Here is a 12,281-nt window from a genome sequence, read left to right on the forward strand (position 1 = left end):
TTATCCCAAAGATTTGACACCGCGCACAACCCACTGCTAGGCATCTACGTTGCCGTAGGCTACTCCACGAACAGCCACCACTGGCCGTCCTGCTTGACCCAGATCTCACTGATGGCGATGGGGATACGTGCACCTGTCATCAACGGCGTTGATGTCGTGAAACTCTTGCGCACCTCGCATCGGGCCTCCTCACACGTGACCGATATCACCTCGCCACCTTTGAGGATGGGGACCGCCCCATACTTCAAGCGAAATTTTTCCTGATCATTCAAAGCACGATAACTTGGCGTGGTGACGGCGTAGGTCTTGGCCACCTCGCCAGCCATCCGTGCCTTCCAGTAGTCGTTGGAGCGTTGCAGCACGACCTCCTCGGGCTTCTGAGTGCCCCCCAGGTTGGCGCAGCCGGCTAGAACCGTGGCGCAGACCAAGGCACTGCCCCATCGTGGCCAACGTGCGCGCGTCACTTCAGAAAATTTCGTCAACATGTTCATATGTGTAGTTGGATACTGGGAAAAGCTTGGAACACCTCGCCAGCCGAATGTTCCAAAGATCTGGATCGCTATCGCTGCCCAGGCGCGAGAGGCCCCACCTCAACAGAGGCCTTCCCGCCTTGATCTCCGGGAGGCAGTGACGTGGAATTTTTCAGCAAAGGTGTCAAGGCCTGCATCTTTTCACGCAGATCGTCACTTACCTCGCGGACGTCGATATCAGTGCGTACCACACGTGGCGTGATGATGACAATAAGCTCGGTACGCGCTCCCGAGTTATTGGTGGTGCCGAACAAGTTACCTACGACCGGCAAGTCATACAAATATGGAATTCCCGAGCGTCCAGAACTTGAATTTTCCTGGATTAAACCACCCATGACGATGGACTCGCCCGAGCGCACCGCCACTCGACTTGAGATCTGTCGCTGAAGGAATGCACGCTGTCGAGTGATGTCGTCTTGAGCCCCTACGTCGGTAACTGACTGGTTAACAGTCATGGTAACAATGTTACCGGCATTTACCGATGGCACGACCTGCAGGTTTACGCCTGTGTCCTTGTACGCAAAGTTGTCTACGGTGGTCCCCGACGTGCCTGTGATCGTCGTTCCCGACTTATAGGGCTGCTGGGTGCCCACTGCAATTGCAGCAGGGTGATTGTCTAGCACCATTAGCGTAGGACTAGCCACGACCTTAACTTCGGTTTTACCGGCGAGAGCCGTCAGAACAGCCTTGATATTGCCTAATGAATTCTTGAGCGTGTAATTGAAGCCTGCACCAAGCGCAACCCCCCCCAATCCTCCACTATCAGCCAAGGCAGAAGCTCCGGGAGCCGCCCCTTCCCCCCCAGCTGCCAACAGCCCTCCGTTGCCGCTATAACCCTTATTACCCACATCGCCGCTGAATGCCCATTGCAGGCCATACCGCAGCGTGTCATTGAGCGTGACCTCCACGATACTAGCCTCAATCAGCACCTGGGTCGGTGGTAGATCAAGCTTCTTCAGGGCAACCTCGATGCGTTCGAACTCCGCAGGCGTGCCCCAGACCAGTACTGAGTTGTTAAGTTCGTCAGCCATGACGCGGATGCTACCGATGCTCGCTGCAGTGGGAGCAGCGCCCTGCACGCCTCCAATCTGCCCCGACTGCCCGAAAGCAGTGCTGCCAAAGCGCGTGCCGGAGCCAGTACTGCCAAATCCGCTGCTACCGAAACTGCTACCGCTTCCAAAGCCACTACCACCAAAGCCACTACCACCAAAGCCACTACCACCAAAGCCGCTGTTTCCAAAGCCACTGGCATTGCCAAAGCTGCTGCTGCTCCCAAACCCGCTGTTGCCCATGGTAGATGTGCCCAAGCCGGGTGCTACACCGCTATTGGCTGCGGTTCCGCCGCCCGCCCCCCCAAAGATGCCGGCCAACACGCTAGCCAGATGCCTTGCATTCCCGTTTTGCACACGATAGATGTTCAACTGCGGCAGCGCCCCCCCCGAACCGGGCTGATCAAGCTTGGCAATCCAGCGACGCGCCTCTTCAAGATAGGCAGCACGTGGCGTGATCACCAATATGCTGTTGAGCCGCTCGATCGGCATGATGCGCAGAGCACCAAACAAGGGATTGCCCTCACCCAGCGCTGCTGACGCACCTGCTCCGGCAGCAGCTTGTTGCGCGGCAGCACCAACCCTTGCACCACCTGCAGCACCGGGTGTTGCGGCAGCACCGGGCGCGCCTGCAGCGCCCCCTCCGCTCATCAATTGCAAGGCAGCGCTGACCTCCTGAATGGACACATACTTCAAAGGAAAGACGCCAACGGACATGCCTTCGAGCAGGTTCACGTCGAAGGTACGAACCATCTCAAGCCAACCCTCGGCCTGAGCGCGCGAACCGCCCATGACCAGCAGATTTCGAACATTGTCTACACGCAATATGGCGTCACTGGGGACCATGGGCCGCAAAATGGCCGCCATTTCGTTGGCGCCTATGTAATTTAGCTGAACGATGATGGCCCCATATCCGGGTGCAAGCGGCTGACTTGTCGAGGCCTGCCGCACAGATGCCCCCAAACCTCTGAGAGCATCAACCCGACCAACATGGTAGGTGCCACGGGCATCACGAACGATGGCTTGACCATTGGCCTGCAATGCAGCCTCGAGCAAATACAACGCCTGGTCGCCTGAGACATTCTTTTGCGTGCTCAGCGTGACCGTGCCGGTGATCGGCGGATGGAGCACATAGTCGAGAGAGAGTATGTCTCCCAGTACAGTGCGCACGACCTGAGATAGCGGCGCGTCTTCAAAGCTGAGCTTGACCTGAGCGTCCTTCAATGCTGGCGAGGGCTTTGCTTCTGCAAGCAGCTTCCCCGTACCTGACAATATGCGAGGCTCCGATGCTGACGTTTTTTCAGCATCTTTCTTGACCGGCACCTCATCGTCATTGAAGACATAGCCTTCCGACTGAGCACCGACGCCGAAATGGCTGATGAAATTGTTCTTGGGCGGCTGTGCGCAAGCGAGAAGCAGTTGACAGACCGCCAATGCCAATGCCGTGTGAATGTATCGGTTATGCAATTTCATGGTGTGTTTGACCGGTCTTTCTCTTTACTTTGGCGGCGTTCCGCCAAAAACAGCCTGTGGAGGCTCTTCAACCTGAGCCCCATCATGACTAGGCGTGTCTTGAGGCCTCGCCTGAACTGTTGTTCGTTGTGATGGCGGTACGCGCATTCCGGGCGGAATGTTAGGTCCTTTGTCCACGACCGCCTTCACCAGTTGCAACACGCGAGTCCTCCCGTTACTTTCAAGAACGACGCTCCCTCCTTGAACGCTTTGAAGCTTCCATCCAGCCAGATTCTGGTTGAGAAGCAAGCGCCGCTCCTTGCCCTCCAGCGAAAAGATGATGCCGGTGATAGCCCCTTCAAAAACACCAGTGACACGGGCTTGGTTCCAGATATCGGGAACTTCTTGTTGCGCCTTCTTGTCCGGCGGCGGCGGTGGAGGTGGGGGGGGGGGAGGCCTGCGACTGATCACGAAAAGCGGCCGCTCCTGCATTTCCAGCAATTGCTGCTCGTCGCGTTTGCTCTGGTCTTCAGGTACGTTGGCAGGGGGAACGAGCGCCTGGATGTCCGCCTTCAGCGGCTGCGGCGGTATCCAGGCAGTGTTTTTCAGTTGCAACTCAGGCGTCAGCCACGCCCAGGCCAGCGCGCCCCCCAGCAACGCCGCGGGCAGGGCCAGTCCTGTAGTCCAAAGAGTGCGCTGGTTCACGGCTTGCTCCGCAGAATGCTGAAAGTGAATTGCGCGCTGAGCTTTGGCGGCACCTTGGGATTGTTGCTTTCAAGATTACCCAGCAGATTGAGCTGCAAGTCATCCAGCCACACGGTGGGGGAGACGTCCCGCAGGGACAGCAAAGCCAGCTGGATTGCAGGCCATCCACCTTCCGCCGTCATGGAAACTGCTATGCGCTCATACGGACCCAGACTCTGGCTCTGGTCTTCCGACTCCGAGGAGGGTCGTACCTGGCTGCTCACCACAGAAAGGCCCGCCTTGTCGAGCAGCGCCCGCAGTCGCTGCTGAACCGCATTGCCCGTTTGCGTGCTGTCTTGCTCTGCTGGATAGATGTGCAGCGCCTTCACGGTCTCTATCTGCTCCAGCGCCTCTTGGATTTCCTGCGCCTGCTCCTGAATACCGGCAAGTCTTGCGTAGCGGGGCTCCAAGGTCTCCACTTGCTCCTGAGCCCATACATGCTTGGAGTAAACCCAGGAGCCCAAGGCGGCCAGCGGCACAATCAGAATCAAGCCGATTCCTCCCAGCAGCAACCACTGGCGAGGCGTGAGTTTCTGCGAACCGGCGGTCATTGCGCCTCCTTGGGATCCGCATCGCCCTCAACGGACGGTTTTTCCTCTGCAGCCTTGGCCAGCAGGCCCAGCACATTGGGATCAATGTTGGCTTCAAGCACAAAATTCTCCTTGCCCGACCCTGGTGCACGCGTCACCGCCGTGGGCAAACGCACATCCAGGAACCCGGGAGTTTTGGCCAGCAAGGCCACGACATTGGATGCGTTGCTGGTCAAGCCTTGGACCGTCAACTTGGTTCCTCGGAGCACTACGCGCTGGGCCGCTGAATCATCGGGCAGCACCTTGGTCAACACGGCCAGCACCTGCAGATGGTTCAGTTGCTGCTGCAGTCGCTCCTGCAGCTTGCCAAGATTCTCCCCACCTTCGACCAGCGCCTGGCGCTGGGCCATGACCTCGGCCGATGTCTTCGTCAATGCGGCCAACTGCTGACTGGCATCGATGGCCCTCATCCTCAGTTGCAGTGATGGAGTAACAGCCAATGCCACGCCCAATGCCAGCACGATGCCCAGGCCCATCAAGATCCAGTTGCGTCGCTTGGCTTCGCTGCGCAGGCGCGCAGGCTCGCCAAAGCCCGGCAAGACAACCAGCTCCGCGCCGGCAGGAGCCCAGACTTCGGGATGGCCATCTCCAGGCAACCTTGCCGACTGAAGGCGCAGCGCCTGCTCCACCTGGTTTCGCGATGCGATCACCACCTCGACCCGCTGCCGTCCCTGTGCTTTCGCCAGAGGACGCTGGACATACGACCAAAGCGTGTCCTGGGGCGCAAATGGCGTCATGGTCTGCACGTCGAGTTCAATGGCACTGCGCAGGGCTGCAGGTGCCATCGGAGGCAGCGTCAGGGAACGCTGCAACACCTGCTCGGAATCCAGCAGAACTGCAGTATGGGTAACGCGCTCAAGCACATCGCTGGACAAATCGGTCCATTCGATTTGCATACCCTGGGCCCTGGCGCCAGCGATGGTTGCTGCATCGCCAGCCACCTTCACAAGGGTAACGGGCATGGCTCTGCGCAGCCATGGCAGGCGCACCAGCTTGTGGAACGCATCGCGCAGTTCCGCGGTCAGCTCGCGCAGATCCAGACCAAACAGCTTGGCATCGGATGTCATCAGTCCCATAAAACGCCGCATCCGTTGAACAACATTGCTTTCACTTCTTTCTTCCTTCTTGCTCCTGCAGCACCATTGAAACAAGCACCTGACAGCGCTTGCCCAAGGAAATGCCGAAAGGCTCGCTATATACGACCTACCCAGGACTGCGTGGCCGAAAGCAACGTCCAGGGCAAAGAGCCCCGACTGCCACCGCCGATGACATCGACGTCTCGCGCCACCATGACCGATCCACCGTCAAACACAACACGTGCGGTCAGACGATAGCGGGGACTGGTAAGACTCTCCTGAAAAGCTGCAGCACCAGCGCCGTCAAGCGCGGCCAAAAGATCGGCAGGTGCCGCCTTGGGGTTGATGCCAGTGCGCCCATCGGTATCCGCCACGATGAAAGGTCGTATCTGTGCGTAGATACCATAGGTCACCCCAGGAATCTGCAGCAGATCTTCGGGCGCCTCCCACGCCACGCTGTTGACCATTCCTTTTCCTGCCTGGCGAAACTCGACCAGGGCTTGCGCAAGCGCCGGCGCCTGCCCGACGCCCATGCGAGTAAACAGTGCTCCCATCAGTTCCTGCGAGGCCGCATTGATATTGACCAAGCCACTCCAGGGCAGAATTTCGACCTCTATTATCTGCCCCCCCCAAGGAACCTGCTCCACCCTACGCTCGCGGAACTCATGGGGCTTGAGAGCAATCTGCTGCAAAATCTGGTAGATGGCCGCGTCCCCCTGGGCTCGTCCCGCAGCCATGTTTCGCGTAATACCAACCACCGAAGCCTCTTGGCGAACCACTTTCCCCAGACTAGTGGCAAAAATTGAAAGTGCTGCAACAATCCAAAGCACAAGCACCAGGGCCATGCCCTGGTGTTTCTTCGCCCCTCCTTCGTAAAGCCGGCTCATCAGCGACTCCCTCCGAATACGGCGCCACCGCTGCCAGAGCTTCGGTTCGTGGCAGGAGGAGTGTAGAAAGCAATCGCCATCAAGGGCCAGGCACCGCCGGCCGATTGCAGCTGAATCTGGACCGCAGAAGGCAGCTCTTTGTCATCAACCCACTGCGGCTGCCATTTCGCAACGCCCGATTTCGCGTTCTGGTAGCTCAGCACGAAGGCCGTGACGGCCCGCTCCAGAACATAGGATTGGCCCTGCCCCCAGTCAGGAGCGACGTCCACCCCCTTCCAGGGAGCGAAGCGCAGCACCAAAGCGTCACCGTCCAAGGCCAACTGGAAATGGGTTCGCCCACCCATGCCAAACCGGGCCGGCATGATTCCCAGCCACTGCATTCCCTTGGGCCCGCCTTCAAAGAAATACTCGCTCTCTCCCTGCTTTCGCATACCGGTCTGCCTCTGGGCAGCGGAAATCTGCCCCAGCACAGAGCGCAAGAACCCGATCGACACCCGCTGATGGTCCATGCGGTCAAGCCGGGCATCCACACGTTCCTGCGTCTGCGAGACTGTTGACATGACCGAAGCCAACCCCAGGGTGAGCATGGACAGCAGCACCATGGCCACGAGAAGCTCTACCAGCGTAAAACCTTGCGCGCGGGCGCGAGGTGCCCTAAACACCCTCATCACCTTGTCACCTCGCCAGGTTGCAGCGGCCGCTGGGGGCGAAGTGTCTCGAACACCCAGCTGCGCCCCTCAGAGAATATGGTGATGCGCAAGGCGTGCAAAGGAGCCGCCGTTTCCGGCAAATCACCTGTCGAAAATGGGGCTGAAATGACCTGCCAGGCATAGGCGCCATCCTGCCCGGAGGCTTGGTTTCCGCCAGGATCGACCATGGGGAAAGCGTCCATCAGTGATTCGGCCAACATGGCCACGCCCTGGGTCTGCTCCAGCTTGGCCACGCCACGCGCAGAACCGCCAACGGCGCGATAGATCAAAGCGACCGATATGGCCATGATGGTCAGGGCGACCAGCAGTTCCAGCAGGGTCATACCCCGCACCGCAGCGCGAGAGCCAGAGCGTTGCGGCATCACAGTGTTTCTTTGGTGACCTGGCCGGACAGCCAGTCCACCCGCAAGCGCACGCCACCACCGCCTTCACCTCGTATCAACGAGATGCTGCCACCCGTCGCGCCTCCCTCGGGCAGGAAAACAATGGTCTGACTGCCGTCGGCAAGTGCGGCACCAGCCGCCGTGACAAGCTGCACCTTCAGACCGTCGGGAACCTTGGCAGAACCCTGCCCGGCAATACCGTATTGCTGGCTCGCCGTGTTGAAGGCAAACGCCACGGGCATGCCCTGCAGCGTCGCCTGCTGCCGTGCCTTGCGCAGCAGGGCCGTGACGTCCTGCACGGTCTGGCGGTAGGCGACCGCATCCCGCAGCTTGCCCATGGCAGGCGGCACGATGCCGATGATCGCGGCAAGGATGCCGAAGACCACCAGCAACTCGATCAGCGTGAAACCATGGGCGCGCTTCAAGACATATTCCCGGCACGGAGGCAGCGTTGCACTACGGCGTCAGACCAGCAACTTACTTGGTGTTGCGGATATCGGAGGCCTCGCCGTCGCCACCGGGTGTGCCGTCGGAACCCAGCGAGAGGATCTCGAGGTCGCCATTGGCAGCCGGGTAGGTGTAGCGGTAAGGGTTGTTCCAGGGATCATTGGGCACGCCGCCCTTGAGGTAGGGGCCTGCCCAGCCGGCAACGCCGGCAGGCTGCTTGACCAGCGCGTCCAGGCCCTGCTGCGAGGTGGGATAGCGGCCCACGTCGAGCTTGTACAGCTCCAGCGCCTTTTCGATGTCGGCGATCTGCACGCCGGCCGTCTTGGTCTTTGCTCCACCCAACTGGTTCAGCACCTTGGGGCCGACCAGGCCGGCAAGCAGCGTCAGGATGGCCAGCACGACCAGCAGTTCGATCAGCGTGAAGCCACGCTTGCGGGCGCGGGAGGACAGTTGCTTTTGCATGCGCATCATCTTCTACATACCTTTCAGTCAATTCAGATTCATCAGACGGCCAGATCGTTGACGGACAGGATTCCGAGCAGGATCGACACGATGATGGAGGCGATAAGGATACCGAGGACCAGGATCAGCGCCGGCTCCAGCATGGTCAGGAGGCGTTTGATCGCGTTTTCGACCTCGCGGTTCAATATGTTGGACAGCTCCAGCATCATGTCGCCCAGGCGGCCGGTTTCCTCGCCCACCCGCACCAGATTCAGGGCCAGGGGCTCGAATTCTCCGGTTTTCTGGGCGGCATGGGCCATGCGATGGCCTTCCTTGACCATGGGACCCATTTTTTCCAGGCGCTCGCGGATGGCGACGTTGGAGACCGTGTCGCTGGCAATGCGCAGTGCGGTCAGCAGCGTGACGCCGTTGCCCAGCAGCGTGCCCAGCGAGCGGCTGAACAGGGTGAGCTGGTACTTGCGTACCACGCCACCCAGGCCCGGCAGGCCCAGCAGCCACGATTGCCAGGTCTGGCGGCCCTTGGGACTCTTGGCCCAGCGGGTTAAGACCCAGCCCAGCGCGCCCAGCACGATGAACACCGCCCAACCGTAGCTGCGAAACGCATGGCCCAGCCCCATCACGAACTGCGTGGGAAGGGGCAGCGCGTCACCCATGTCGTTGAAAAGCTGCTCGAACTGCGGCACGACGAAGCCCAGCATGGCCACCAGGGACAGCACGGCCACGCCCAGCAGGATGGCGGGATAGATGGTGGCCGAGACCACGCTGTCGCGCAGGGCCCGCTGGCGCGCCATGTGCTCGACCAGCCGGTTGAGCACGCCCGACATCTGGCCGCTGGCCTCGCCCGATCGCACCATGTTGATATAGAAGTCGCCGAACAGGTCGTGGTGCTTGCCCAGTGCCTGGCTCAGCGGCATGCCGGCCTTGACGCTGTCGAGCACGGACTGGAGCATGGCCTGCATCTGCACCTTGTGGCTCATCTCGACCAGGACCTTGAGCGCGTTGTCCAGCGACAGGCCGGCACGCATCATGATGGCCAACTCGGTGGTCATGCCCTGGATGTCGTCGGCCTTGATGCGGCCTTTCTTGAGCGCACGCACCGCAAGCGGCACATTGCCCAGGCCCACGGCTTCCTCGACCTTGATGGGCGACAGCCGGCTCTTGCGCAGGTGCACCACCACCTCGGCCACGGCCGCAGCGGAAAAAGTGCCCTTGACCATCTGGCCGCGGCTGTCCACGGCCTCCCAGCTGTAATCAGGCATCGCTCTGGTCCTGGGTCACGCGCAGCACTTCGTCCAGCGTGGTGGCGCCCGAGGCCACCTTGCGCAGGCCGTCGTCGTAGAGGCTCAGCATGCCGCTCTTGGCCGCCATGGCATGCAGGGCGTTGGCGTCCTGGCCTTCGATGATGGCGCGGCGCAGCGGCTCGTCGATGACCATGAGTTCATGGATGCCGGTACGGCCCTTGTAGCCCGTGCCCCGGCAATGCTCGCAGCCGACGGCGCGGTAGATGGGAGAGCCCTCGCGCAAAAAACGCTTGAGGCCGCTGCCCTCGACGGCGGCGGCCGGCAGCGTGTCGGGCTGCTTGCAGTGCGAGCACAGCGTGCGCACCAGGCGCTGGGCCAGCACGCCGTTGACCGAGGACGTGATCAGGTAGCTCTCCACCCCCATGTCTCGCATGCGGGTGACGGCGCCTGCGGCCGTGTTGGTGTGCAGCGTGGACAGCACCAGGTGACCTGTCAGTGCGGACTGCACGGCGATCTGCGCGGTTTCTCCGTCACGCATTTCGCCGATCATGATGATGTCCGGGTCCTGGCGCAGGATGGAGCGCAGGGCGTTGGCAAAGGTGAGGTCGATCTGCGGATGGACCTGGATCTGGTTGATGCCGTCGAGCTGGTACTCGACCGGGTCCTCGACGGTGATGATCTTGTTGGAAACCGCGTCGATCTTGGACAGGGCCGCGTACAGCGTGGTGGTCTTGCCCGAGCCCGTGGGCCCAGTGACCAGCACGATGCCGTGCGGCTTGGCCAGCAAGGTGTTGAAGCGCTCCAGCGTATCGGCCTCGAAGCCCATGCTTTCCAGGCGCAGGCGCACGTTGGCGCGGTCCAGCACCCGCATGACGATGCTCTCGCCATGCACCGTGGGTGCGGTGGAGACACGCAGGTCCAGTTCGCGGCCCTTGGCGCGGGTCTTGATGCGGCCGTCCTGCGGCAGGCGCCGCTCGGCAATGTCCAGATGGGCCAGCAGCTTGACGCGCGAGCCCACGGCTGCGCTCAGCCGTGGCGGCACGAGTTCGGCCGCATGGATCACGCCGTCCATACGGTAGCGCACCTGCAGGCCGGCCTCGAAAGGCTCCAGGTGGATGTCGGAGGCGTGCAGCTCGATGGCGCGGGAAATGATGCCCGTGACCAGGCGGATGACCGGCGCCTCGCTGGCCAGGTCCTTCAGGTGCTCGACGAAGTCGCCACCCGTGGCGTCCGACTCCCAGTCCTGGCCTTCTTCGCCTTCGGGTTCCTGGCCGGCTTCGGACAGGGCCTTGCGGATGTCGGCTTCCAGCGCCAGCACGGGCTTGATCTGCAAGCCGGTGGCAAGGCGCAGCGCCTTGGTGATGAAGGGGTCCTGCGGCACGGACATGGCCACTTCGAGCACGCCGTCCTGCAGCGAAATGGGGCAGACGCACTGCGCATCCAGAAAGCTGGCCAGCAGGCCCGGCACATCGGGCAGCAGATCGGGAAACTCTTCCGCGCGCAGCCAGCGCATGTGCAGCTGCTCGGACAGCGCCTGGGCCACGTCGGCTTCCGCCACCACGCCCAGCTGGACCAGCACCTGGCCCAGGTAGCCGCCCAGCTCCTGCTGCGCCTGCAGGGCGTTTTGCAGATCGCGCTCGTTCAGCTTGCCGGCGGAAAGCAGGCGTTCGCCCAGCCGCCCCTTGATCGGGGCTTCGACACCGGCAATCGGTTCCATGACGTGATTGGTGGAAGACATTGCCGCGGATTATCCACTGTCGCCGCATCCCCTGCGAAAGGCTCCGGATGCGGGGTCCAAGGCCGCCCCTGCACCCGGCACCAGCGCTGTCATCAACTGTTACGCAACGGATATAACGGCGCGATGCTGCGCCGCACGATCGAAGTGGCTTCAGGCCGCTTTGACCGCGTCGGCAGGCAGGCCGCTGGCATCGCCCCAGCGGCGCTGCGCCATGACCAGCAGGCCTTCGAAGATGAGGTTGTCCACCAGCTCGAAGGGCCGCGTCATGCTGGGCACCATCTTCCAGCCTGCACCGCCGGCCATGACGCAGGCGGGCTCCATGCTGCAGTGCATGTACAGATGCTGGTACATGCGCTCCACGGCCCCGGCGATGGCGTAGGTGCCGCCACTGGTCAGCGCGTCGCTGGTGTTGGTGGGGAATGGCGTGACTGCACCCGTGGGCACGTGCAGGCCGGCCGTGCCGCTTTCCAGGGCGCGCAGCATGATGCCGTGCCCCGGCAGGATCAGACCGCCCATGAAGTGGCCGTGCTGGTCCAGCGCATCCACAGTGACGGCGGTGCCGATCATGACCACGATCAGGGGCCGCTCTGGCCCGCGCTGCAGGATGTGCTGGCGCGCGCCGATCATGGCCACCCAGCGGTCCGCCCCCAGGCGCGAGGGGAAGTCGTAGCCGTTGGTGACTCCGGCCTCGGCCGCGCCGGGCACGGCCCACTGCGGCTCGAAATCCCATCCCAGCATCATGTCGATCTGGTCGTGCACGCGCCGGCGCGCCGTGTCGCCGGCGACCACGCAGCCCAGCATGCGCGTAGGCGTGGGCAGGTCGCTCCACGGCCCTTCGGCCAGGTGCTCGATGTGCTCCAGAAACTCCGCGCCGTGCGCCAGCAAAGCGGCGCCAGGCCGATGCGCGTCGTACATCGCCCATTTCAAGCGGGTGTTGCCGATGTCTATGGCCAAAAAAGTCATGGGCGCGAT

General features: G+C 61.9%; 13 protein-coding genes. All 13 read right to left on the reverse strand.

The genetic code is table 11. The annotated features are described in order from the left end of the window. Nucleotides 1-59: 59 nt before the first annotated feature. The 13 genes from ACUTR7_RS05185 to ACUTR7_RS05245 all read right to left on the reverse strand — a co-directional run bounded on the left by ACUTR7_RS05185 (nt 60) and on the right by ACUTR7_RS05245 (nt 12,272). Nucleotides 60-491 carry a hypothetical protein gene (locus ACUTR7_RS05185; protein WP_096915021.1) on the reverse strand — a complete coding sequence of 144 codons (432 nt, stop codon included), beginning with the start codon at nt 489-491 and terminating at the stop codon, nt 60-62. A 68-nt stretch (nt 492-559) separates the two neighbouring features. Beyond that, nucleotides 560-3,052: a type II secretion system secretin GspD gene (gene gspD, locus ACUTR7_RS05190; RefSeq protein WP_445608296.1), complete on the reverse strand. Its 2,493-nt coding sequence runs from the start codon at nt 3,050-3,052 to the stop codon at nt 560-562. Nucleotides 3,053-3,076: 24 nt separating this feature from the next. Next, on the reverse strand, nt 3,077-3,736 hold the full coding sequence (locus tag ACUTR7_RS05195; RefSeq protein ID WP_157760043.1) for a hypothetical protein: 660 nt from the start codon (nt 3,734-3,736) through the stop codon (nt 3,077-3,079). After that, complete coding sequence (gene gspM, locus ACUTR7_RS05200; protein WP_445608297.1) at nt 3,733-4,326, reverse strand: type II secretion system protein GspM; 594 nt, start codon at nt 4,324-4,326, stop codon at nt 3,733-3,735. The genes ACUTR7_RS05195 and gspM overlap by 4 nt, the downstream gene beginning before the upstream one ends. Next, nucleotides 4,323-5,432, reverse strand: a complete 1,110-nt coding sequence (locus ACUTR7_RS05205) for a PilN domain-containing protein (protein WP_157760042.1) — start codon at nt 5,430-5,432, stop codon at nt 4,323-4,325. The genes gspM and ACUTR7_RS05205 overlap by 4 nt, the downstream gene beginning before the upstream one ends. 125 nt (nt 5,433-5,557) lie before the next feature. Then, entirely contained in the window at nt 5,558-6,328 is a 771-nt protein-coding gene (locus ACUTR7_RS05210) for a type II secretion system minor pseudopilin GspK (protein WP_445608298.1), read from the reverse strand. Further along, nucleotides 6,328-6,996, reverse strand: coding sequence for a prepilin-type N-terminal cleavage/methylation domain-containing protein (locus ACUTR7_RS05215; RefSeq protein ID WP_445608299.1), 669 nt, complete (start codon nt 6,994-6,996; stop codon nt 6,328-6,330). The genes ACUTR7_RS05210 and ACUTR7_RS05215 overlap by 1 nt, the downstream gene beginning before the upstream one ends. Next, entirely contained in the window at nt 6,996-7,400 is a 405-nt protein-coding gene (locus ACUTR7_RS05220) for a type II secretion system protein (protein ID WP_445608300.1), read from the reverse strand. Before ACUTR7_RS05220 ends, ACUTR7_RS05215 begins: the two co-directional genes overlap by 1 nt. Beyond that, the gene (locus tag ACUTR7_RS05225; protein ID WP_445608301.1) at nt 7,400-7,846 is read right to left on the reverse strand and encodes a GspH/FimT family pseudopilin; all 447 of its coding nucleotides are present in this window, start codon (nt 7,844-7,846) and stop codon (nt 7,400-7,402) included. The genes ACUTR7_RS05220 and ACUTR7_RS05225 overlap by 1 nt, the downstream gene beginning before the upstream one ends. A gap of 52 nt (nt 7,847-7,898) precedes the next feature. Then, nucleotides 7,899-8,339, reverse strand: coding sequence for a type II secretion system major pseudopilin GspG (gene gspG / locus ACUTR7_RS05230; RefSeq protein WP_043819862.1), 441 nt, complete (start codon nt 8,337-8,339; stop codon nt 7,899-7,901). A gap of 32 nt (nt 8,340-8,371) precedes the next feature. Continuing rightward, nucleotides 8,372-9,589, reverse strand: a complete 1,218-nt coding sequence (locus ACUTR7_RS05235) for a type II secretion system F family protein (RefSeq protein ID WP_445608302.1) — start codon at nt 9,587-9,589, stop codon at nt 8,372-8,374. Then, the gene (gspE, locus tag ACUTR7_RS05240) at nt 9,582-11,288 is read right to left on the reverse strand and encodes a type II secretion system ATPase GspE (protein WP_034390268.1); all 1,707 of its coding nucleotides are present in this window, start codon (nt 11,286-11,288) and stop codon (nt 9,582-9,584) included. Before gspE ends, ACUTR7_RS05235 begins: the two co-directional genes overlap by 8 nt. A gap of 171 nt (nt 11,289-11,459) precedes the next feature. After that, entirely contained in the window at nt 11,460-12,272 is an 813-nt protein-coding gene (locus tag ACUTR7_RS05245; protein ID WP_034390266.1) for a type III pantothenate kinase, read from the reverse strand. Nucleotides 12,273-12,281 lie beyond the last annotated feature (9 nt).

The organism is Delftia sp. NA_296.1 (genome assembly GCF_052692095.1).